Genomic DNA, 22,085 nt, shown 5'->3' with positions numbered 1-22,085 from the left:
TAAGTTCTAGTGTTAATATGTGTGTTATGATTTTTTACGATTAATTTTAATGTTAGATGTTTTGCCCGCTTCCACAAGCTTGGAGATATCATCAACGGTGAATGTTCCACTTACATCTATAAAAACAGCATCATTATCTTTTGAGTTTACAACAATCATTATTTTTTTAATTACATCATCCGATTGTTGCGCATTGATGTTGATAACATCACCATCATTACGGATAGACGCCCATTCTTCAAACTTTTCTTGGTTGAGGTAATTGGTAAATTCTGCCATCATTTTAGAATCCATATTCTCGGAAGTCATCAGTTTTATTTTTGAGACTTTCTTAACGAGGTTGATAACTTCTTCGCTCTCACCATCTTCTTTTAATTGATTTTTAAGAAATGATTTAGCCAAAAAAGTCGGAACATTAATACTCATAAAATTGGCTTGATTGCGATAATACGGCGTATTGAAAAAATCAACGGAAGGTTTTTGCGAAACGAGACAAGACTGCATCGTCAATATACTAAATCCTAAAAATATATATTTTTTCATGCTTTAATTTTAAGTTTGATCTTAATTGATTTGTGTTAAACTAGCACCAGTAATCTTCTTAACATCCGTCACAATGCTTGATGGATTACCTTTGTACTGAACCGATGCCGCCGAAGAAACCGAAGCTGTCAACGCGTCCGATACATTTACTTTAACACTACTTCCAGATGAAGCACTTACCGTTGCTTTTTTGGTTGCGAAATTGGCGCCGTCCAGAGTCGCGCCACTCGTCACACTGTACGCAACAGTGTCGGCAGAACCATTTAGTCGCACAAAAGAACCACTGCTTGCATCCAATGCCACGCTGCCTGTCTGAAGTTTCATCTTGATTGTTGACCCCGAAGTCGATTCTATCGCTGAAGAAGATGAAATATCAAAATCGCCATCTACTCTGGAACCAGAAGAAGCTTCTATCGCTAAGGCTCTGTCTTTAATGGTATTCATGGCTTGAAAGCTAGCCCCAGACTTGGTAACGATTCGGTTCATTTTAGGAGAAGAAACCTTTACAATAAGATTTCTAATATTCAAATTTTTAACCCCATTATTTCTGATAAATATTTTAAGAACATTATTCTCTACTTCCGTAATTACATATTGTAGCTTGTCTGGCTCAACATCCACCACTACGGAATGATTGGCAGCTTGCGTAAATTTAACACTTACACCCGTAGATACTTCGATGCCATCAAAAGCGGAAACTTTTCTAACACTTGCGGTATTCTGCTGACTGGTTGAATTAATACTCGAAATCGGATTAAGCGCCGTAACATTCTTGGTTTCTTCTATTAGATTGGAAACATCATCCATAGAAATTTTCCCATCCAACATCATCAAAATCGTGTTGTCGTTCGTTGTGATATTCAGTAACAAATCATTGAATATGCCGTCTGTTGCGTCGGATGCCAAAAATTTAATTTTATTGTCTCGGCTATTTACCGTCACCAATTCCTCATACTTAAGATTACTAATTGCCGACAAAATCGCGCTACGTTGCGTTTCATAATTTTGCAAAGGCACAACATTCTCGGCAGCTAAATCGGCTGGGAAAGTTGGCTTTTCCATAATCATAATATTCAAGCCTTGGATTTTTTTGAGAAGTGGTTTAATTTTTTTTAGTTCAGAGTCTCCGATATTAAGCTTGTTGAGCATCCCGAACATGGGCTTTGCAATCTTAATCGTCGTAACACCTTGTGCATCTTGATACTGTGTGAACAGTTGGTTAATCTTTTCTGACTGGCCGAAAATATTCGTTGAAAGAAAGAATAAAACTAATATTATTGAGAACTTTTTCATTTTTTTTATTATTTTAAATCAAGTGAAAGACTGGTTGCATTTTGTGCGTGATCTACCGTTTGGCTTACATTGCTTGCCAAATAATTAACCGCATCTTCTGTTAATGCGATGGCTTCTTGTTCGTTGTAAACAGGTTTTCCATTGATGACGACATAGTTAGGATTATAAGCTTCTTGATAATTTACATTATCTGTTTCAGTTTCTACTAAATTATGTATTTCTGTTTGACTTACACTTACAATATTTTTTGTTTTTGAAGTTGGCAATTCTGGTTTCTGGGCTAATCTCTTTGCCACATTTTGTTGTGCTACATTTGCATTATCTTCAATATTCTTTTGTGCTAAAATTTGGGATTGCTGCTCAACGGTAGCTTCTGCATCTTGTTTTACAACGGGCTGCAAAGGCTTATTAACATCTCCACTTTCTTGGTTCACAAAAAGATAACCTCCCAAGACTCCCATAAACATCACCAGACTCGCAGCCATCCAATAGTTTTTGAATCCATTTCCGAATTTTGGTTTTGCAGAACCCAACGGCATAATAGGTGTTTGTTCCATTTTCGGTGCGACCTGTTCTCCTTCTACTTTCGACAAAAAATCATCGAAGTCCAGTTTCATCTTTTCTTGTTTTTCTTCTCGTAGAAAAGAAAAATAAGGATCGTCGCTTTCTTGTTTTAGAAGTCGTTCTTCTTCTGGTGACAGCTCCTCACCTTCGAAGAATTTATACTCCCAATCCTTGTATTTGTCGGTTTTCATACGCGTAAAGTTTGTTAATGGCATCTCGCACCTTCTGACGGGCCCGCATTAGGTTTATCCTCACTGCATTTTCCTCCATTTCGAGAATCCCGGCGATCTCAGAAATATCGTATTCCTCAACATCTTTTAGGTGGATGACCATCTTTTGTTTTTCTGGCAAATCGTTGATAAATCTCAGAATTTGCTCTTTCAAATTATTGGTTTCTATTTGATAAAGTTCAGATCTTCCGTATTCTAATTGTGCATAATTTTGTTTAACATCGTGATGCTTCAGCCGGTTGAGGCATTCATTTTTTACACATCTTAATACATAAGACTTTAGGTTATCAACAGAAAGTAATTCTTCTTTTTTTTGCCAAAACTTCATTAATAAATCCATCGTGACATCTTCGGCTTCGTCAACGCTCATCACAAATCTTTTCGCAAAACGATACATCTCATCTTTGAGCGTATATATCGATTCTTGAAATTGTTCTTTGGTCATGAGTTGTTTGCCGGTTTATAAGTAAGACATCTATCGGGACAAAAATATTACATTTAAAATAAAAAAAGCGCTCAAATAAATTTAAACGCTTGATTTTCAATAAAATAAATTTTAATAATTTTCAAAAATATATTTTAAAATATTCTTGTCCGTTTCTGTAAGATCGACTTTTCTACGCGCCATGACTTTCTCACAGACTTCGTAAGCTTTTTCGAGCTTAAACTTTTCATCGCACTTCATACCGCCCCACGAAAAACTTTCAACTAAGTTCGGTGGAAAACCTGATTTAAAAATATTAGAAGCCACACCTACAACAGTTCCTGTATTAAGCTGCGTATTAATCGCTGTTTTGGAGTGATCTCCCATAATTAATCCACAAAACTGCAGCCCTGTATCTTCGAATCTTTTGGATTTATAATTCCAAAGTTTTACTGAAGCATAATTGTTTTTAAGATTTGAAGAATTGGTATCGGCGCCAAGATTACACCATTCTGCAATCACAGAATTCCCGACAAAACCGTCGTGACCCTTGTTAGAATACCCAAACACCACAATATTGTTAACCTCGCCACCAATTTTGGAATGTGGGCCAACAGTGGTTGCGCCATATACTTTTGCACCTAGATTAAACTTAGAATGCGCGCACAAAGCAATAGGTCCGCGAAGATTACAACCCTCCATGACCTCAGCATCTTTTCCGATATAGATTTTGCCAGTTTTACAGTTGATCGTTGCAAATTCCACCATTGCACCTTCTTCGATAAACAAATCAGCTTTATCCCCAAGAAAACCACAATTCGAGGACAACTCTTGAGAAGCGCGACCTTTCGTCAATAATTCAAAATCAAAATCTATGGCTTTATCATTATACGAAAACAAATCTGTTGGTTTTTTGAAGAAAAATAAGTCCTCCGTCACATCTGTCATTTTCTCAATCTGATTAAGAGAAAAATTCTCCATATTGATATTGGCAGCAAGTAATTCATTATCATACACTAGAGCTTCGCCAGGTTTAAGATCTTTTATCTGTTGCAAAATCTCATTGGATGGTAAAAAATTCGGTACTATAAAGAGGCTTTGTCCACTCTTTGGTTTTACAAATTTTTCTTGAAGAAAATCTTCGGTAATATAGAAGTGTTGGTCAATATTCAAAAGTTTTTTCCAACGTTCTGTAAAAGTCAAAATGCCGACACGCATCTCTGCGACTGGCCTAGTAAAAGTTAATGGAAGAAAATCTTCCCAATATTGTGCGTCCGAAAATACAAGTTGCATTGTTAGTTAGATGTTAGAAGTTAGATATTCGAAACTAGACCAAAATGGCATTTGCCAATCGATTCTAATTTCTGTTAAAAAACAAATTTAACAAAAAAAGCTTCCGGAAATTCCGAAAGCTTTTATATTTCTTTTAATAATCTAAAATTATTTAGAGAATTTCTTATACTTGTTCATGAACTTATCAACACGTCCAGCAGTATCAACTAATTTAGTTTTACCAGTGTAGAACGGGTGAGACGTTGAAGAGATTTCCATTTTGATTAATGGATATTCTTGACCTTCGAATTCGATAGTGTCTTTAGTATCAGCAGTAGATTTGCAAAGGAACATTTCGTCGTTACTCATATCTTTGAAAACTACCAATCTATAATTTTCTGGGTGGATACCTTGTTTCATTTTCAGAATTTTTTAAAATTTTTTGTTTAAATATGAGTTTCGGATGTAATGGAATCCTACCACTCTGGTATTTGAGATTGCAAAATTAAACATTATTTTCTAATTCGCAAATCTTTTTTTAATATATATTTGAGACAACAGGTCGCTGAGCCCGTCAAAGTTGGTAACTGAGTTTGTCGAAGTGCAACAATATGGCTTCGACAGCCTCAGCCACCCACCCCTCTCAATTCTTGTCTCTAGTCTCCAATCCCCAGTCTCTAGTCTCTAGTCTCTAGTCTCTAGTCTCTAGTCTCTAGTCTCTAGTCTCTAGTCTCTAGTCTCTAGTCTCTAGTCTCTAGTCTCTAGTCCCCAATCGGTCACTGAGCTTGTCGAAGTGCAACAATACGATGACTTCGGCTCTTCTCCGTCAGCAGCCATGCTCTATCAGTTTTTATTCAAATTCTGTAACTCGAAATTTTTCAAAAATGAAATTATTTTAGAAAAAACAAAAACATATATAAATGACAAAACATATTCTTGTACAACATAAAAATAAAATCTACAAAAGACAAACATAATTTTAAAAACAAAATAAAAATAGTCATTTATCTTAACAGGCTTCTGACTTTATGAAAAGCTTTTCAGAATCAGGAAAACACACAAAATAGTTATCCATATTCGCGAAAATGGCGCATATTTATTAAAAAAAATAAGTATTTTAGGCCTATGTAATATATATTTGCGATTTCGTAATTTTTACAAAAAACATTTTATTAATGAGGTATCTATTATATACAACCTTCTTTTTTATAAGCATGACTAGTAGGGCTCAAAATTATGAAGAATACAACCGTATCTACACAACCACCTATCTCGATATTTCTCAAAAAAACTTCCCTAAAGCGCTGCAAATTGCAGATTCATTATACCAAACTTCTGAAACGCCATACTTCAAAATCCGAAGTCTCATGCTATCAGCATCGCTATTTCAACAATCGGGCGATGTCAACAAGGCTGTCAATTACGCCTTACAAGCGAAACAGCTTACTTCGGAGAGAGACGAGGACATTTGGAAGGCAAAAATTGCTGGTTTTCTAGCTACACAATATAGAAATCTGGGTCTTTTTGATCAATCAAAAATACATATTGATGAAAGCATAAAGGCTCTGAACAATATAGATAACCCACGTTTCTACAACCAAACAATAGGCTTTATCAAGCAAGAACAGGCATATTACGAATTGAATCAAAGGAATTATTTAAAATCAATTAAATTAATCAAATCGTCTCAACATTATTTTGATCTCACATCACAAAATAATCCCTTTATATCTTCCAACAACGACCAGCTCTTGGGATTAAATTATTTTTACCTAAATGATTTTGCCAAAGCTCTTGAGTACTACGACCTAGGATTGGACCGTATAAAAAACTTACCCAAAAACTATTATACTGCACTTTTGTATAATGGAAAGGCCAATGTGTACATCAAACAAAAAGATGTCAAAAAGGCTGAAAAAAATCTGAAAGAAGCAGAACTTATTGCAAAAGAATCTAATTATCTGAGCTTAAAAAATGAAATCTATAAGACGTCAAAAGATTTTTATATCCTCACAAAAGATATTGACAAAGTCCAGGAAACACAAACTAAGCAAGATTCTGTTACCGAAAAAATACGCGACAAATCGGTAGAATTTATAAATTCTTCTTACACCGGTTTACAAAAGGAAAATGAACAGATGGCGATAAAGTCGCAAGAGAAAACAATGGTTTCAATTATTATCTTTGTTATTCTTTTGTGTGTTGTGATGTATTTGTGTGTTTATAAAAAACGTCAAAAACAGAAGTTTAAAAAAATCCAAGAAATACTTGACAACATAGATTATTCTAAACAAAACACGCCAAGTCCCAATCCACTTGACCTCCGCTCAGAAGAAATCAGCAAGGAAAATAACGGCAATACACAGCAAAGTCTAATGACAGATGCCACTGAAAAAAAAATACTTTCCCAGCTCGAGAACTTCGAATCATCGTCCAAATTTGTTCAGAACAGCATTTCTTTACCCTTTCTTGCAGCCAATTTTGACACCAATACCAAATATCTTTCCTATGTCATTAATACCCACAAAGGAAAAGATTTTAACAATTACATTAATGGTCTCAGGATTAATTACATCATTGGAAAATTAAAAAAAGAACCTAAATATTTAAAATACAAAATCTCAAGTCTTGCCGAAGAAACTGGTTTCTCATCACAAAGTAAATTTGCTGCTGCTTTTAAGAAGGTAACTTCTGTTTCGCCCTCGGAGTTTATCAAGCATTTGAAGGAAAACGGATAAAAAATAGACTTAAAAAACCAGCACTTAACCCACCAACACCAAAACACCATAAACACCACAATACCAGCTTAATAGAGGTTAAAAACAAGCAAGCATTTTCACGAATTCGCACCTATATGTATTTGCAAAAGCTCTTTATGACGACTTAATATTGCAGCATAAATGATGACACATGTTAGGTTCTAAAAAGCAAATTAATCGAAAAAAAATCACCAACAATTGCAGGCGTAACGGCATTTATTACACCGCACTACTTTTTGCACTATCCATCAATTGGTATTCTTCTCAAATTTACATTTCGAGTAATACAAGTATTGTTACCAAAGACAATTCATTTATTTTCCAAAGCGACATAAACTCAAAAAATAAATCGAATGCTTCAAAAGGCGAATTAGATTCTGAAAAAAAACATCTTTCTAAGCCTACGGATACCATTAATAGATCTCAATCTCATCAGAATAAAGATTTGAGAATTAGTAACAAAAATCGAGATTTAAAAGCTTACAATCTGTCATTTCTAAAAGGATATGTTGCTACTACTACATACATCTTTCCATTTTGGTCATAGCGCTTTTATACCAAGTATGGCCACGCTACAAAGCTTTATGTGATTCGCTCATAATCCTGCTTATCTGCAATTTTTAAATAAAAAACCAAATGAAAAATTATACTATAAATCTCGTTTTAGCATCGATGTTTATAACGGCTTCTAGCCTTTTATCTCAACTCAAAGCCCAGAACTTTTGTACTTTAGGATGTAATTCAAACGCGTACATCAATAGCCAGGATCCCAATACAATTGAATACGACAACCTAGTATCTTCTTTTCACGCTTCTATAGCCAAAGAAAAAGATGGAAACTTTAAAGTTTGGGGACAAAATAGTGGTAGCAATGGCTCCTCCGATTTATTAAGCCCAACCAAAATAGAAGCAGGGACTGGAAATGCCAATTTTAACTATACAGGAACACCACTTAAGGCAACTACAGGCAGCATAAGCAACACTGGACATCAGTTTGTACTGTTAACAACCGATGGACTATATGCTTGGGGAAATACAAACACTTTAATAAGCTCTACAATAAAAAGCACTACTGCTTTTGGTAAAATTACAATAAATGCCAAGGCAGATGGGCTACCCGCAGGCGTTTCCCCTTCTGATGTTAAAATGATGTTTGGCTCGTATCAAACCTTAGCCATTGTAACATGCCAAGGAGAAGCTTGGGTATTGTCAATGTTAGGATCAAAAAACGGGGATGGCTCAACGCAAAACGCGACAAATAATGTAATTTGGCATCGTGTAAAAACATCAGCCACAGGCAATCCCAATCTTGACAAAGTGGTGGCACTGCGCGGAACACCAAATGCCTTGATAGCTCTAACCTCCGAAGGCAAAGTATTTACCTGGGGAACAAGCACTTATATTAACAACAATGCGACCTCATCTAACAGGACCTATGCTACTGAAATCTCTTTACCGAGTGGCGCAACTCCCAAAATGATAGGAATGACGCAAGCATCGGCAAGTCAACAGACATACTATTTACTTTCTACAGAGGGGAAGCTATATGCCATGGGTAACAATGCCAATCGTCAGTTAGGCGATAATTCAACAACATCTAGCAACAACTGGAAAGAAGTAACAGCCACATCTGGATCCAATACTTTAGGAGGAAATATAGCTTGGATGTCTCCAAATGAACATTCCAATTATGACAATTCGGCCGCCATCAATGTATTAACTAAAAATAACAAACAATGGGCTTGGGGTTCCAACAGTGGCAATATGATTGGAGGAGCTTTAAGCAACAGTTATTACAACCCTATTTTTATGCCTGGGAACAGCACCAATGCCAATGGCCTTAGCCTAACAGATGAAGTAATCGCTGTTGAAACCGGAGGACATACGACAGTGAATGTAAAAAAATGCTCACAAAACTTCGGTTATATTGGTCACAGAACCAATGGAAGTATGGGCGATGGCACCGATACTAGCTCCAACCCCAACACCTTTAGCTATGCAACTTCCATTCTCATTGTATGTGGTACAGATTTAGGCCCAAGTGTTAAAAATTTAAAAATATGCCCTAACAAAACTGCAGATCTCACAAATGCTATTTTGGAAGATAATCCCAATGAAGTTGAATGGCACACCTCCAACGATCCTGAAAGTCCACTAGTAACAAATATCAAAGCAGTAGGACCAGGCACTTACTACGCCTTCTATACTGTAGCAGCAGGAAAATGTAGATTAGTAGGCTCCATCATAACAGTTTCCTACTATAGTTCGACCGAACCAAACTACCCTTGTCCGTGCTTCAATCCTGCTACCTCAGGTAATGGCCCCGACACTAAAATGGGAATAACATTATTACAGAGAGCAGGCACACAAAACCTAGACAACTGGCCCATGCTCAGAAAATCAGGTCATATCGCCATAGAATCAAATAAAAAAGGCTTTGTTATCAACCGACTATCTACTGTTGAAATCGAAGGCCAAACTTCCCCATCCTTTATAGCTCCGAAAATAAGTAATCCACAGGAAGGAATGATGGTTTATGATACAGATCTTAATTGCATAAAATTATATGCTGATGGCGCCTGGAAATGTTTTAATACGCCAGCGTGTCCATAGACAACTTATATATATTCGTAGTAGCTTTAGTATCAAAAAAATAACATCATGAAAAAAATAATTAGCATCATCGCTTTAGGCCTCGTTGTAATATCAAATGCACAAGTCATTATTGGAGATAATATAGGCACAGTTCCAAACGGTCAAAAATCATCCGTTTTACTTGAGTTTGCTGCTGGCCAACAAAAAGGCATTATCCTCCCCTACGTACGAACACTCCCCGCAGGCATAGAAGTTTGCACAGGTACATTTGTCCTTGATGCAAGCAACCCATCAAAAGCCAAAGTTAAATATTACAATGGTATCATCAATGCGACAAATCCTGATGGTTGGTTTGATCTAAGCAGTGACAACGAAGCCGATGTTACATCAGCCTTATTGCATCAACCACTAGCTGTTAATGAAAATTCCAATTCTAAAGTAGTCATCGGTGCTGCAAATTCTACAAACCCTGGCGCATTGGTTTTAGAATCTGATACCAAAGCTATGGTATTGCCAATGATAGAGAGTACAGACCAAATTATCGACCCCGCGCCAGGCATGTTAGTTTATATTAATAAAACAGGCGCTAAAAGATTAGCCGTCTACAACGGTAAAGCATGGACATATTGGAAACCCTAAACCGACTAACTGAATTATATTAGTATTGAGAAGTACCCAACAACACGATGACTTCGACGCCGCTCAGCCACCCACCCCTCTCAATTCTTATATCTTGACTCTAATCTCTAATCTCCAATCTCTAGTCTCTAATCTCCAATCTCCAATCTCTAATCCCTAGTCCCCAATCCCCAATCCCCAGTCTCTAATCTCCAGTCTCTAATCCCTAGCCCCCAACCCACCGCGCGAAGCCGAAATTGAAAACAAAAAAGCTGCACCATTTCAGATGCAGCCCCATTGTTAATATTTGTTTTATTTCTTAGATAACCATCGGTTTTTAATAAAGAAAATAATTAGCCTAACTACTTGACTAAATGCATAACTAGAAGCACCTCCCAAGCCTGCCAGCAAAATTGTTTTCAAAACCTCATTCTTCTCAAACTGAACCAAAAGCACCAAACCTACTCCGAACAATGTGCTAGCCCGCTGATATACATCATTATAATACATAACTTATCGCTCTTCTTGTTTTATTGCAGTTTGACTTATAGCACTGGCAATACCCCCTGCAATAGCCACATACCCAGCGATCTTTACAACAATCAAAGGAAGACTAATCGGGGCGGTACTTATAACACCGCTTATCGCCGTTAGGACTAAACCGATATTGCGAATACTCTGAAAAAATTTAGGCGTCGGTGACTGCATTCTTTTAATTATCTTATTCATCATGAGCTTATTAAAAGTTTAACAATATGCCCCTGATCCATAATAGGAAAAAGCAAATCTTTTAGCTTTTGCATTGCCAATCGCGAAGAATAGCCTCTCCCTTCTCCAGTATGACCTGTGACAGGAGCTATACAGCCTAGCAACTCACGTTCTGCACAATTCGCAGGATGCACAAGAATCAGACTCCTTCCAGGAACATCCATAAGCTGAAAATGCCAACCGTGCCGTGAGCTATAACGCTTAGAAAGTCTATATTCACCTTCTGGCACGCAAGAACGTTGCTTAGCATTTTTATGCCATCCCAGCTCTATACATTTACACAACTCACGCCCATCATGATACAATCTGCCATTAGTACCTTTAGACATATAGGTTCTTAATAATTGTAATTCCATAACCTTCATATTAAGTTCCCAATACTTTAATAATCTGTAGTGCGTTGTAGGCGCCATTCTTTAAAACATAGGTTTCCCCATTCACTTCCTGATAAAAAGAAATCCCCATTATCAAGAACATAGGATGTGTACTACCAGCTGTCAAGGCATTTTGTAATTGGATTATCGATGTCACATTGTTGTCCAACTCAAGCGTGGCAGACTCAGATTGCGCGCTAATATAGACTGCATTTTCGAAATCAATCTCAACTGCCGCAGACACAATTTTAAAATGAGTACTACCACTGGGGGCAACAACATAATCTGTCGGAACAAACGCAGCAAGCTCAATATGAGCATCACCTGTTACCCGATCTAGCGTAGCGCTTATAGGAGCAAATAATGTTGTACTTAGCTTTCCTTGAATATTAAACTCAAAGCCTTCCAAAAGTTCTGCCTCTCCATCTATGACATTTCTCAAACCACGAGGATTGGTAGCATCCATCTGAATAACTTTCAGCATTTCTTTAGTCAAACGCCCCACCATTCTACTATCAGCGGAAGATCTAAGTAAAGCCTGTATCGAATTCCGCAAAAGCTTACCTGCCTTACCTGCTCGTCCAAACTCTGCACCATTCTCTCGAGTACGCTGAAAAGCAGGATCATTCAATATACGCTCTGCGGAAACACCGCCTTTTTCTCTGGCCATATAGCCATCTTTGGAACGATAAAAAGTAATATCGCCTATTGTACCATGAAGTTTTATGATACCTTTTTGTCTTGCCATAATATTTAAGTTTTTTTATTAATGCTCAGGTGTTAGGTACACCTGCTCAAACCTTTGTGATCACAGCACAAATATTAAACTTAAACACCTGTAAAACAAACAACTAAATACAAACAAGCCGATTTTGCCGATTCATTTCTTTTTTGCCTTTTTCATTACCCAATTATAATCAAACTTGTAAGTCTTTCCTTCTCGTAAATTATAATACTGAACCTGTCAAAGCATCTAACATATCTACCAATCCCTAATCCCTAATCCCTAATCCCCAATCCCCAATCCCCAATCCCCAATCTCTAGTCTCCAGTCCCCCATCCCCAATCCCCAATCCCCAATCCCCAATCCCCAATCTCCAGTCTCCAATCTCCAGTCTCCAATCTCCAATCTCTAGTCTCCAATCTCTAGTCTCCAGTCTCCAATCCCCAATCCCTAACACCCCACAGCCTCATCAAAACCATCCATATACAAACACAACACCTCTTCTAAATGATGCAAAAATTTCGTGCGATCAACTTTTCGATACCGAAGCTCACCTATAGTCTTATGATAATTTCCAAGACCTGTATTAAACAACTTTTCAAAAACCCGTATAAACTCCGCCAATTCAATAGAGCCCGCATTTATAGACCGGCTATGGTACAATGCGAATAGCAATTCGATAAGAGCGGATTTCGATCCCGTCCACTGAAGAGCCGTAAGCGGAGATTCAGAATACTGATCTTCTGCCGACCTGTTTTTCAGCCTATCTAATTTTTGTTGTAAAAAGACCTCAAAAGACTCATTGGCAAATACCTGTGCTAAAAGATGATCATAAGCAGTACAAAAACGATTGTCATAACTGTGGTAATCATTCGGGATTTTTTCATTAAGATCAAACCTAAAACGTAAAAAATAACGTTTGTCATTATGACTCGCACCACGACGGTAGTAGGAAATAAAATCGCGGTGCTCACAACAAAATAAATTCATTTGCTCCAACTGATGTTCAATAAGGCGCTTGGTAATACGTGGAGAATTCACTGGAAAAGAAACCAAACATTCTATCTTTTTTGAAAGAAAAATAAAATGACCACAAAATTTTGCCTTCCACTTTTTAAAAAAAATGATCTCACTAGACCAATCCGCAAACTCATGCTTTAGTACCCATGATTTCAAAAGCTGGATGCATGCATCCACTTCCATGAGCTGATATTGGGCACACAGCAACTCATTGCTTTGTTGCCTTTGGAGGTGTTGATTTTTTCTAAGGAGTTCCTCCCAAAGTTCCTCGGTTTTTTGTAATAGTAAATGTGAATCCATATATTAAAAGTTTAGTTTCCGTAAAAGACTAAAAACTCCTAAGCACTACATGACTTCCCTTCTTTTCTTAATAAAATCAATAGGTCTTATCCCATTGATTTCATAAAACTGCTTGGAAAAAGTTTGGCGGTTGGCTATGCCACATTCCTGTGCCAAAGCCTCTATGGTATAATTAAGATATTTCGGTTCGGTTTCTAACAATCTTGTGATGTAACCTATCCTTAGTTGCTTGATATAATCATAAAAACACAACTTTTTGTGCTCATTTAGGACATACGAAAGATGCGTATTATTAGTTTTGATACGCTTGGCAAGACGAGATAAGTTCAACTTGGGATCTAAGAAAGCCTTACTGTTTTCAAAAGATGTCAAACCTGCAAGAATAGTGCTTACAACTTCCTCAGAATAATCATACTTCCTGCTCAGATTAACAAGAACTTCTTTTTCAAGAGGCATCGCCTGCACAACAGTCTGTTTAGTGTTTCGCATTCGCACGAAAAAGAAAACGAAAACGAAAACACCAACCACAATAACAAAAGCAAAAATATAATATGGAAAAAAACGATGCGTTTCTACATGTATCCCATTGGCTAGCTGTGGATAATAATGATGATTAATAGCAGTCGCCAACTGTGGAAAATCAGATACGATAAGGCTGTCCGCCTTCACCAATTGTGCAGTATAATATTTACAGGACTTTTTATCACCCCGCTCTACAGCCTCCGCTATCAGCAACTCGTAATTGCTGCGTATCTCAGGTATAACGTATAAATGCTGGTTAAATATACTATCAACTTTCTGCGCATAGCAAACAGAAGAATCCGCCAAACTTTTCTTATGATAAGATTTAGCAAGGTACAAGTAGATCAATGCATCGGCAGCAACATCTTTAAAAGTTTTTAGCTGATTATAGGACATTTTCAGTTCTTCAATACATGTCGTGTAATCCTTTTGATAGTAATTACGGATAGCCTTTTCTTTTAGAAGATAAGCCTTTTCTTGTGCATACCCATGTCCACTTCTTAACACAAGACCATCAACCTTTCCAAACAGACTATCTACACGCGCCCATTCTTTCCTCATGCGATAAATAATCAACAACTGATGACTACTATTAAGATAACCTCGGCTAAAATTATAATAGGCTGTTTGATGTTTGGCTTGCGACATTTCTTTAGAAAAAAAAGACGCCGTCTTTTCTAAAGCCTTCGCTGCATCATCATAATAACCCAAATAACTTTTCACCACACCGATATGATACCGCAATTTATTTTGAAGATAAAGATCCTTGGAGTCTTTCAGATAATGTCCAGCAGACAAATAGTTGGACAAAGCATCTTTATAATTACGTTGATTAAAATAATGAACAATGCCTTTCCCTAAATAAGACTTAGCAATAAGATCATTATCATGCGACAGCAGAGCCGCGGCAACTGCACTGTCAGCAAAGGCCAACTTCCGCTCAACACTCCCCGTATAAAAAATGGCATCTTCATACCCATATACAACGCGTTTGTAGTCATAATCTCTTTTAGCAAGATAAAGTAGTCGTTCTATATAGGGCAGTGCACTTTCATCATTTTCTTTTTTAGATTCATACAACCGCTCAATTTCTGCGTAAGTCCCATTATGGACTTGCCCATATATATCGCTTCCAATACATAACAACAGAAAAACTAAAACAAATCTAATCATACCTCAAAAAAAGATCAAAACTTATTTTATAAACATCCTTAGCATATTCTTAGCAGCCCACACCACCAACAATAATTAGAACAATTTACATAAAAATAGAATATGCCTCAATATTATAAAAAATAGCTTGTCATTATGTAACCACAGTTACCTTAATTTACTTCCACGATTGCCCTAAAGCTTTGTTTTTCAAAAGCATTGAAACTAATTTCGAATCAGAATTCTACCAACAATCGGTACCGAGATTAATCTTAAAAATCTCATTATGAAAACAATCCTTTCAATATTTAGCATTCTTTTGTTATGCATTAACATCTCATGCGTACCAAATCAAACCGAACAAGACGACCACCTGCCAATAAGCTTGCAGGCCAATAAGCAAAATCCACATCAAGACAGCATTGTTGACAACACCTCAACAAGCAACGCTCTAGATCCAGACGATGAAGAACCCCGAAAAGACCGCCAACAATGGCGGACAACACAATAGATGCCAAAAAATCAGAATAAAGAAGCCGACATCATCGTTCCTACTGGCCAAGTATGCCCCTTTAGTGGAGAATGGCACGTGGTAGGCCTAGTCACCACGAGTATTATTCTCTCAAAAGGCGCTATTATGCCAACTTACCTGGGCAAAGATGTACTATGGCAACTCATACATAAAGGCTAGCAATATGTACTAATAGCAATCGAACATAAAATAGTATTAAATGAGAAACTTTAAACAAACCATTATCAACATAACGACTTCATTCCTGATGCTCTTGTTTTGTTATGCTGCAGTAAGCAAAATTATGGATTTTGAAAACTTTCAAATACAATTAAAGACACTGCTTCCTTTGCTGATGAATACAAGGTTCGTGGCTCTTTTGTTTATTCTATCACTCTTCTTAATTGTATTGCTGTTATGCATTACAAAATGGCGAAGACTAGGACTCGTATTAAGTTTTGGCATGATGGTCAGTATCAGCATTTACATAATCTATCTCATCAATTTTCATCCAAATTTACCATGCACTTGTCTAGGATTTTTGGAAGGGAAAGATTGGCGCGTAAACTTGTATTTTAATCTATTTTGTAGTCTAATCGCTGGTTTGTCTTTATACTTTGAATCAATGATTGCTAGAACTTCGGTCTAAAGCAAGAAAATTAAATCTAACATAGATTTTAGTCAGCGCTGAAAAGTCTATGTACAGATCTTCATTTATTATTCATTTAAAGTTTTTATGGTAATCTTTTTTGATTTACAAAAAGACCAATATTATGAAAATAGTAAATTTCTTAAAAGCCAATGCCATGTTAGTGGTGGCTTTGTTAACTGTAACTACAACAATGTCTTTTAAGCTGGCAGACAGCAAAAGATTTGATACAGTGTATTACTACCAAAGTTCTGACATCAGCGAAGGCGCTTTTGCGAATACTAGCCACTGGAATACTACAATGGCAAGCTGTGCGACTCTAGGCAATAGACCCTGTAAAGTGGTAGTTCCTACAGGTTCTAATCTGAATGCTGTTATTGGAGGAAAGACCAATGCTCAAGTTTTAGCTATTAATCCTTCTGAGAGAAGACCTTAATGTCTGTAGTTTTTAAATTTTACCATTAATAAAGTGAGGTCGCTGGATAAGCGACCTCTTTGTTGTTGTTGTTGTTGTTGATTTCTTAACTTTTGTCTTGATACAAAAGTTACAAAAAATCAAGGCTTGGCTTTTCGACTAAAATTTCAAATTGAATCCTAAAGCTTCTAAAACTCGCTCCAACTCCTTTGTCCATGCTTGCTCCAACAATAGAAGCTTTTTAACGGATTCAATTCAAAATTTTTTAACGTCTCCAAAGCCTAAACCGATGAAATGCTTAACGGCTTTTCTATCTTGGATTCTGAGGCATGCCCGTTATTTTGATAACATCTTCGGGAATCGCGATGGCATATCGAAGATCATTCGCTGGGAGATTATAGATTTTTTCGTTGATTGTGCGTGTTAAACTGATGTTGTCTCCATCTCTGTTGTAACGTTTGATGTCCGACCAACGAGTTCCTCGAAACATAAGTTCTTTCCTGCGTTCGGTTTTAATTATGGCTAATGCTTCGTCCTTTGTGGTGGCAGATATCGGAATATAAGTTCCCGTTTTCCAACGTTTTGAAAGTAAAGCATTGAGATAGTCCATAGCCTTTTCTAGTTGGTTAAGTCTTGCATAAGATTCTGCTGCGATAAGATACAACTCATCGGTAGCCACCGCCACAGAAGGTCCATTGGCATTGTTGTAATAGCCCTTGAAAAGGATAAATTCCGTATTATTGGTATTGAAATAAATACTTTTCCTCAAATCATTGTCGTCATACATATTGTAAATATTTTGTGAAATCTTGGCAGACATCAAATGAGATTCATAGCGCATCGCTCCCCAAAATGTTATTTCTTCATTAAAATCTGGAATGGGATAATCGGAGCTTGCGTCCAAATTATTAAAATCCATTAATCGGTTATTCAAAGACAAGGCTTGTTCAGCATTATCTAAGGCTTTTTCATAGTCGCCCATAATGAGGTAAGTTCTGGCAAGGTAGGCATAGGCTGCTGTTTTGGAAAGTCTTGTTTTCGCGGATTGCTGGTTGGGTAGCCCTATAATTGCTTGCGACAAATCATTAATAATTTGTTGGTAGGTTTCTTGTAAACTGCTTCTTTTTGATGGCAAGTTCATGTCGGGGTCGAGGCGTAAAGGCAATCCTAAATCTTGCTTTGCTGTATGGGGATTATACGCCAAACACCAAATCTGTACGGCATCCAGATATCTGATGCCTCTTAACGCATAGGCTTGGGCTTTGATATTGTTGGCTTCAGCGCCTTTCAAATTGTAATATTCCAAATTATGCAAGACGGAGTTAGCAATATAAATAGATCGATAAGTACTCGACCAGTCGTTGCCCGACGAGGCTGGCAAAGAGACATGGTCGGGCTGCCAAGTGTAGAGGCGTTTGATTTCTTCAAAATACAGACTGTTATAATCGGCATCTGTAAGATAATAGTCATCGGCACTGGTTTCGCCACTGCTGGTAAATTCGGTGTTGGCGTACACAAACATGTCTAAAAGTGCTTGGTTATCGGCTAATGATGAGGGAACGGAAAGCTTTGCATCTGATTTTTCATCTAGTAAGTCTCTGCATCCAGTGTTAATCAATAAACTAAAACTGGAAAGAACGATAAGGTAAAGGGTGTTTTTCATATTTTTTAATTGGTTAATGCTCGTTGGCTGCTTGCCTTTAGCTTGTTGTTGTTTTTAAAGTCTAGTATCTAGTATCTAGTATCTAGTATCTAGTATCTAGCATCTAGTGTCTAGCATCTAGTATCTAGCATCTAGTGTCTAATGTCTAGTGTCTGAAATTGCTTTTTAAAAATTAGCTTTTAGTCCTAAGGTGTACACACATGGGGTTCTAAGGTTATAGCGTCCGAGGTTATAGTCGGGGTCGATGTTTGTTTTGGAGGCTTGCCAAAGTATCCCGATATTGTTAATGTTAACAAAGAGTTCTAAGCTTTTGAAGGCTGTTTTTTCCACAATATTTGGCGCTAATCGATACGCCAAATTGATGTATTGCAAACGAACATGATCGCCTTTTTCGATTAAGGCACTGGAACCCGCAAAGAAGGCATCTCGGTTAGCATTGGTGGTAAAAGTGTTGGAAGGAATATTGGTAAAGGCTTCATCGCCTGGCTTCTGCCATCTTTTGGCATAATCGCTGTGATCTTGCCATTCGGTAAACAGTTTGGTGTAATTGATGGATGGTCGTCTGAACCAATAGCCCAATTTGTAGCTTATCCCAATATCCAAACTGAATTGTCGGTAGCTAAAACTATTGGTAAAATTGCCATAGACTGTAGGAAGCGCCGAACCAAAATATTCTAAGTCTTTCACATCGGTGCCTGTTCCCGTTATCTTGTTGTAGTCTTTACTAATTTCTCCATTCAGATAGCCTAGCGGATCGCCCGTCTCATGCTCTAAGCCCGCAAATCTGTATGCAAATATTGAATAAACTGGTAAGCCTACTACTCCCGAAATAGGCACATTGGCATTGACAAACTGTCTTCCAAAGCTGTTGCTAAGATGGTATTGTGTGATTTCGTCTTTGTATGTACTTAGATTTAGTAATGTTGACCATCGAAAATTTTTATTCGTTTTTAAAGCATTATTGTCATCATTTTTGTTATTCCCAGTCATATTCAATGTTGTGAGTTGGAGGTCAAGCCCTCTACCCTTCATACCTGCGACATTCCATATCAAATCGGTGATGCCTGTCGTGTAATCCATTGGGGCTGTACCAAAGAGATTGTCCGATGTTTTTTGGAAAAATTCTAATGTTCCGTTGATTCTGTTATTAAAGGCTGAAAAATCCAAGCCTAGATTCCATATTTTAACACTTTCCCAACGGAGTTTTGGATTATAGTAATTGCTAAACACCGCCATCGGTTGTCCTGTAAATGGTGAGTTACTTGATAGATACGAAATGGTGGTCATCGCCACCATAGACGGATCGATATTGCCATTGTAGCCCATGGAGGCTCTCAGTTTTAGCTGAGGCAAAGCATTAAGCTCCAATTTTGATGGATAAAAACTTTCGTTACTGATGTTCCAAGCCAATCCTGCTGACCAAAAGGGATTCCATTGGTCATTGGTTGCAAGTCCAAACAGATTGCTGGCATCTTGGCGTGCACTTCCAGAAATGCTGTATTTTTTATCAAAAGTGTAACTGGCATTGGCAAAGGCTGAAATAAAATTATATTGTTGTTCTGCCAAGCTATTGCTATTGTCGATATAGCCATAGCCTCCTGTTAACCACGGATAGGCTTGGGTATAATTAACCGATCCAAAACTCATATTATTGGTGTTATAGCCATAAAAGACTTGGTTATGATATTGGGTGTTGGTGGTTTTAGTTTCAGCACCGATTAAAGCAGAAACATCGTGTCTTCCTAAATTTCTAGAAAAATTAAGCTGTACTCTAAGGTTGTTCACTGTCGTAAAGCTCGATGATTTGTTAAGGATGCCACCTTTTGGTACATTGTTGGTGACCACGCCATTGTCATCAATACTCGAAAACAGATTGATATAGTTGCGGGCATAGTAGCTGTGTTCATCTGCAAGATGGTCTGTAAGATTGCTTTGGTACTGGTATTGGTATTTTAAATCTACATCAAGACCTTTGATGATATTATAATTTAGTGATGTTGCAAGGAGAATTTCTGTGCCCTTTGCTTTGCTGGTGTTGTGTTGCCAGTCGGTTAAGGGATAATAATTCCAGTCGAGTAATGTTCCATTTTCAAAAGAGTTTTTAAAATCTTGGTTAAACTGTTTCGGTGCTGAAAGAGGATTTCCTTGATCATCAGCAAAGCGCAGGTAGGGCAATCCATTATTGGCGACAATAATGCTTCCATAGGGACTTCTGCCACTTTGGTTTTTATTTTGGTTAAAGAATAAACTGGTGTTAAGGCTTAGCTTACTATGGGGCTTCCAAGTATTTTGAAGATGCAGGTTAAAGCGTTGGTATTTTTCATCAAGATTTCCAGAATTATCGTCATAAGCTGCGGATGACAACCACGATAAAATGGGCGTTCCTGCTGAAATACTGATGGCATATTGTCGGTTTTCAAGACTTCGGTACATGTACTTTTTGTACTGGTCACGGACATCGACGTGGCGAAGTTGGTTGATTTGTTGTTGTGCTGATTCTTGGCTGATGATACCCAATTTTGCTTTGTTGAGTAAGTCGACTACAGGCGACAAAACCGGATGTTGTGGGGAGTTGATGTCGCCATCGTAAAAGCCTTGGTTAAATAATTCTTGTTCTACATCAATAAAATCCGAGCTCGACATTTGTGCTGTCTTGTTAAGGTTGGGTTTGTCGCTTAGAGATAGTGATGTTGAAAAATCGATATTAAGTTTTTGGTTGGGTTTGGATTTTTTGGTGGTGATAACAATAACGCCATTGGCGGCTCTCGCTCCCCAAATACTGGCTGCTGCTGCATCTTTTAGAATCGTAATGTTTTCGACCAGATTGGGGCTGATGTTATTGATATTGCCTTCATAAGGGAAATTGTCCAAAATGATGAGTGGCGACCGAAGGCCCTTGATGGTGCTAAGTCCGCGAATCATCATCTGTCCCGATTCGCCCGTGCCTTTGTCGATGGCGATAGCATTGGCAGCGGTTTCTAGTTTGTCTAAAATATTGACAGAAACCTGCTTATCCAATAGTTTTTTGTCCACCACAGAAAATGAGCCTGTCGCTCGTTCTTTGTGTATTTTCTGATAACCTGTGCTGACAACGACTTCTTCGATGTTGTGGATGGATTCTTTGGGTGATGTAGATTCTTTGGATTTTTTTTCAAGGTAGATTTTAAAGTTGATCTTGTTTATCGGATATTCAACTTCTAGACTTTGGTAGCCTTTACAAGCGATTTGTAAGACGTAGACCTCATCATGATTCGGTAATGAGTCTTTTTCTGATAGCGGAATTTCGAGGTTGAAATAGCCGTCTTCGGTAGTTTGTGTGCTTTGGTTGTTGTTTTTGAGGTTTATCAACACGCCATGCAAGGCTTTCTGTGTGGACTGGTCGAGGATTTGACCCGACAAGCGATGTTGCGACCAAAGATGCTGGGTAATGCTTAACAGTCCTAGGAGCAAAAGTTTTTTCATAGTAGATTGATTTGGTTGTTTTTGGCTATTTGCAAATAGCTTTTAGCTTGATGCTTTTTTTGGTTTAAAGTTTTAGGTATAAAGTTCAATGTCTAAAGTTTAAAATGACGCTTCGACAGGCTCAGCATGACGTTTTTTTAGCGCAAGATTAGACAAGGTTTTTTCATTTATTCTTCTTTTTAAGAGAAACTAAGACATAAAACTTAGTCTTGTAAAACAAAGCTTGA

22 protein-coding genes are annotated in these 22,085 nt (G+C 37.5%); 7 read left to right on the top strand and 15 right to left on the bottom strand.

Annotated features, from left to right (window positions below; translation table 11 throughout):
* Positions 1 to 24 precede the first annotated feature (24 nt).
* The 6 genes from ACVFVN_RS03275 to ACVFVN_RS03250 form a co-directional block, all read right to left on the bottom strand.
* Entirely contained in the window at positions 25 to 543 is a 519-nt protein-coding gene (locus ACVFVN_RS03275; protein WP_456234159.1) for a DUF4252 domain-containing protein, read from the bottom strand.
* A gap of 21 nt (positions 544 to 564) precedes the next feature.
* Entirely contained in the window at positions 565 to 1,836 is a 1,272-nt protein-coding gene (locus ACVFVN_RS03270; protein ID WP_456234158.1) for a DUF4252 domain-containing protein, read from the bottom strand.
* A gap of 8 nt (positions 1,837 to 1,844) precedes the next feature.
* Positions 1,845 to 2,591, bottom strand: coding sequence for a hypothetical protein (locus ACVFVN_RS03265; RefSeq protein WP_456234157.1), 747 nt, complete (start codon positions 2,589 to 2,591; stop codon positions 1,845 to 1,847).
* Positions 2,557 to 3,075, bottom strand: coding sequence for an RNA polymerase sigma factor (locus ACVFVN_RS03260; protein ID WP_165135927.1), 519 nt, complete (start codon positions 3,073 to 3,075; stop codon positions 2,557 to 2,559). Before ACVFVN_RS03260 ends, ACVFVN_RS03265 begins: the two co-directional genes overlap by 35 nt.
* A 111-nt stretch (positions 3,076 to 3,186) precedes the next feature.
* Positions 3,187 to 4,347 carry a GlmU family protein gene (locus ACVFVN_RS03255; protein WP_456234156.1) on the bottom strand — a complete coding sequence of 387 codons (1,161 nt, stop codon included), beginning with the start codon at positions 4,345 to 4,347 and terminating at the stop codon, positions 3,187 to 3,189.
* Positions 4,348 to 4,494: 147 nt separating this feature from the next.
* Complete coding sequence (locus ACVFVN_RS03250; RefSeq protein WP_165135921.1) at positions 4,495 to 4,746, bottom strand: type B 50S ribosomal protein L31; 252 nt, start codon at positions 4,744 to 4,746, stop codon at positions 4,495 to 4,497.
* A 755-nt stretch (positions 4,747 to 5,501) separates the two neighbouring features.
* Between ACVFVN_RS03250 and ACVFVN_RS03245 the strand changes: the two genes are divergently transcribed.
* From ACVFVN_RS03245 to ACVFVN_RS03230, 4 genes are all read left to right on the top strand, one after another.
* A complete protein-coding gene (locus tag ACVFVN_RS03245) occupies positions 5,502 to 7,064 on the top strand; it encodes a helix-turn-helix domain-containing protein (RefSeq protein WP_456234155.1) in 1,563 nt (520 codons plus the stop codon).
* 172 nt (positions 7,065 to 7,236) lie between these two features.
* Positions 7,237 to 7,632, top strand: a complete 396-nt coding sequence (locus ACVFVN_RS03240) for a hypothetical protein (protein ID WP_456234154.1) — start codon at positions 7,237 to 7,239, stop codon at positions 7,630 to 7,632.
* 89 nt (positions 7,633 to 7,721) lie between these two features.
* Complete coding sequence (locus ACVFVN_RS03235) at positions 7,722 to 9,698, top strand: hypothetical protein (protein ID WP_456234153.1); 1,977 nt, start codon at positions 7,722 to 7,724, stop codon at positions 9,696 to 9,698.
* A 48-nt stretch (positions 9,699 to 9,746) separates the two neighbouring features.
* Positions 9,747 to 10,319, top strand: coding sequence for a hypothetical protein (locus ACVFVN_RS03230; protein WP_456234152.1), 573 nt, complete (start codon positions 9,747 to 9,749; stop codon positions 10,317 to 10,319).
* Between the two features lie 291 nt (positions 10,320 to 10,610).
* On the opposite strand, the gene ACVFVN_RS03225 is transcribed toward ACVFVN_RS03230, so the two are convergent.
* From ACVFVN_RS03225 to ACVFVN_RS03195, 7 genes are all read right to left on the bottom strand, one after another.
* Positions 10,611 to 10,808: a hypothetical protein gene (locus ACVFVN_RS03225; protein ID WP_456234151.1), complete on the bottom strand. Its 198-nt coding sequence runs from the start codon at positions 10,806 to 10,808 to the stop codon at positions 10,611 to 10,613.
* A 3-nt stretch (positions 10,809 to 10,811) separates the two neighbouring features.
* Positions 10,812 to 11,030, bottom strand: a complete 219-nt coding sequence (locus tag ACVFVN_RS03220) for a hypothetical protein (RefSeq protein WP_317164522.1) — start codon at positions 11,028 to 11,030, stop codon at positions 10,812 to 10,814.
* Positions 11,027 to 11,479, bottom strand: a complete 453-nt coding sequence (locus ACVFVN_RS03215) for a DUF5675 family protein (protein WP_456234150.1) — start codon at positions 11,477 to 11,479, stop codon at positions 11,027 to 11,029. The genes ACVFVN_RS03220 and ACVFVN_RS03215 overlap by 4 nt, the downstream gene beginning before the upstream one ends.
* Entirely contained in the window at positions 11,433 to 12,188 is a 756-nt protein-coding gene (locus ACVFVN_RS03210) for a hypothetical protein (protein WP_165135891.1), read from the bottom strand. Before ACVFVN_RS03210 ends, ACVFVN_RS03215 begins: the two co-directional genes overlap by 47 nt.
* A gap of 258 nt (positions 12,189 to 12,446) precedes the next feature.
* A complete protein-coding gene (locus ACVFVN_RS03205) occupies positions 12,447 to 12,569 on the bottom strand; it encodes a hypothetical protein (RefSeq protein ID WP_456234149.1) in 123 nt (40 codons plus the stop codon).
* Between the two features lie 45 nt (positions 12,570 to 12,614).
* A complete protein-coding gene (locus ACVFVN_RS03200) occupies positions 12,615 to 13,484 on the bottom strand; it encodes an RteC domain-containing protein (protein ID WP_228455859.1) in 870 nt (289 codons plus the stop codon).
* 45 nt (positions 13,485 to 13,529) lie between these two features.
* The gene (locus tag ACVFVN_RS03195) at positions 13,530 to 15,179 is read right to left on the bottom strand and encodes a helix-turn-helix domain-containing protein (RefSeq protein ID WP_456234148.1); all 1,650 of its coding nucleotides are present in this window, start codon (positions 15,177 to 15,179) and stop codon (positions 13,530 to 13,532) included.
* A 265-nt stretch (positions 15,180 to 15,444) separates the two neighbouring features.
* On the opposite strand from ACVFVN_RS03195, the gene ACVFVN_RS03190 reads away from it, so the two are divergent.
* From ACVFVN_RS03190 to ACVFVN_RS03180, 3 genes are all read left to right on the top strand, one after another.
* On the top strand, positions 15,445 to 15,669 hold the full coding sequence (locus tag ACVFVN_RS03190; protein ID WP_456234147.1) for a hypothetical protein: 225 nt from the start codon (positions 15,445 to 15,447) through the stop codon (positions 15,667 to 15,669).
* Positions 15,670 to 15,889: 220 nt separating this feature from the next.
* On the top strand, positions 15,890 to 16,318 hold the full coding sequence (locus ACVFVN_RS03185) for a MauE/DoxX family redox-associated membrane protein (protein WP_456234146.1): 429 nt from the start codon (positions 15,890 to 15,892) through the stop codon (positions 16,316 to 16,318).
* A gap of 124 nt (positions 16,319 to 16,442) precedes the next feature.
* On the top strand, positions 16,443 to 16,754 hold the full coding sequence (locus ACVFVN_RS03180) for a hypothetical protein (protein ID WP_456234145.1): 312 nt from the start codon (positions 16,443 to 16,445) through the stop codon (positions 16,752 to 16,754).
* A gap of 289 nt (positions 16,755 to 17,043) precedes the next feature.
* Here the strand turns inward: ACVFVN_RS03180 and ACVFVN_RS03175 are convergent, their stop codons facing one another.
* Together ACVFVN_RS03175 and ACVFVN_RS03170 are read right to left on the bottom strand one after the other, a co-directional pair.
* Entirely contained in the window at positions 17,044 to 18,396 is a 1,353-nt protein-coding gene (locus tag ACVFVN_RS03175) for a RagB/SusD family nutrient uptake outer membrane protein (protein ID WP_456234144.1), read from the bottom strand.
* Between the two features lie 165 nt (positions 18,397 to 18,561).
* Positions 18,562 to 21,858, bottom strand: coding sequence for a SusC/RagA family TonB-linked outer membrane protein (locus tag ACVFVN_RS03170; RefSeq protein WP_456234143.1), 3,297 nt, complete (start codon positions 21,856 to 21,858; stop codon positions 18,562 to 18,564).
* Between the last annotated feature and the right edge of the window lie 227 nt (positions 21,859 to 22,085).

This window comes from Soonwooa purpurea (assembly GCF_053891095.1).
Note: the sequence above shows the minus strand (reverse complement) of the source record. Positions and strands in the feature narration are given on the sequence as shown.

Coding starts and splice junctions, on each gene's coding strand:
- ACVFVN_RS03275 (WP_456234159.1), bottom strand. CDS start 543: ATGAAAAAATATATATTTTTAGGATTTAGTATATTGACGATGCAGTCT.
- ACVFVN_RS03250 (WP_165135921.1), bottom strand. CDS start 4,746: ATGAAACAAGGTATCCACCCAGAAAATTATAGATTGGTAGTTTTCAAA.
- ACVFVN_RS03225 (WP_456234151.1), bottom strand. CDS start 10,808: ATGTATTATAATGATGTATATCAGCGGGCTAGCACATTGTTCGGAGTA.
- ACVFVN_RS03240 (WP_456234154.1), top strand. CDS start 7,237: ATGTTAGGTTCTAAAAAGCAAATTAATCGAAAAAAAATCACCAACAAT.
- ACVFVN_RS03270 (WP_456234158.1), bottom strand. CDS start 1,836: ATGAAAAAGTTCTCAATAATATTAGTTTTATTCTTTCTTTCAACGAAT.
- ACVFVN_RS03180 (WP_456234145.1), top strand. CDS start 16,443: ATGAAAATAGTAAATTTCTTAAAAGCCAATGCCATGTTAGTGGTGGCT.
- ACVFVN_RS03210 (WP_165135891.1), bottom strand. CDS start 12,188: ATGGCAAGACAAAAAGGTATCATAAAACTTCATGGTACAATAGGCGAT.
- ACVFVN_RS03170 (WP_456234143.1), bottom strand. CDS start 21,858: ATGAAAAAACTTTTGCTCCTAGGACTGTTAAGCATTACCCAGCATCTT.
- ACVFVN_RS03220 (WP_317164522.1), bottom strand. CDS start 11,030: ATGATGAATAAGATAATTAAAAGAATGCAGTCACCGACGCCTAAATTT.
- ACVFVN_RS03215 (WP_456234150.1), bottom strand. CDS start 11,479: ATGGCGCCTACAACGCACTACAGATTATTAAAGTATTGGGAACTTAAT.
- ACVFVN_RS03255 (WP_456234156.1), bottom strand. CDS start 4,347: ATGCAACTTGTATTTTCGGACGCACAATATTGGGAAGATTTTCTTCCA.
- ACVFVN_RS03230 (WP_456234152.1), top strand. CDS start 9,747: ATGAAAAAAATAATTAGCATCATCGCTTTAGGCCTCGTTGTAATATCA.
- ACVFVN_RS03200 (WP_228455859.1), bottom strand. CDS start 13,484: ATGGATTCACATTTACTATTACAAAAAACCGAGGAACTTTGGGAGGAA.
- ACVFVN_RS03195 (WP_456234148.1), bottom strand. CDS start 15,179: ATGATTAGATTTGTTTTAGTTTTTCTGTTGTTATGTATTGGAAGCGAT.
- ACVFVN_RS03185 (WP_456234146.1), top strand. CDS start 15,890: ATGAGAAACTTTAAACAAACCATTATCAACATAACGACTTCATTCCTG.
- ACVFVN_RS03175 (WP_456234144.1), bottom strand. CDS start 18,396: ATGAAAAACACCCTTTACCTTATCGTTCTTTCCAGTTTTAGTTTATTG.
- ACVFVN_RS03245 (WP_456234155.1), top strand. CDS start 5,502: ATGAGGTATCTATTATATACAACCTTCTTTTTTATAAGCATGACTAGT.
- ACVFVN_RS03190 (WP_456234147.1), top strand. CDS start 15,445: ATGAAAACAATCCTTTCAATATTTAGCATTCTTTTGTTATGCATTAAC.
- ACVFVN_RS03265 (WP_456234157.1), bottom strand. CDS start 2,591: ATGAAAACCGACAAATACAAGGATTGGGAGTATAAATTCTTCGAAGGT.
- ACVFVN_RS03260 (WP_165135927.1), bottom strand. CDS start 3,075: ATGACCAAAGAACAATTTCAAGAATCGATATATACGCTCAAAGATGAG.
- ACVFVN_RS03235 (WP_456234153.1), top strand. CDS start 7,722: ATGAAAAATTATACTATAAATCTCGTTTTAGCATCGATGTTTATAACG.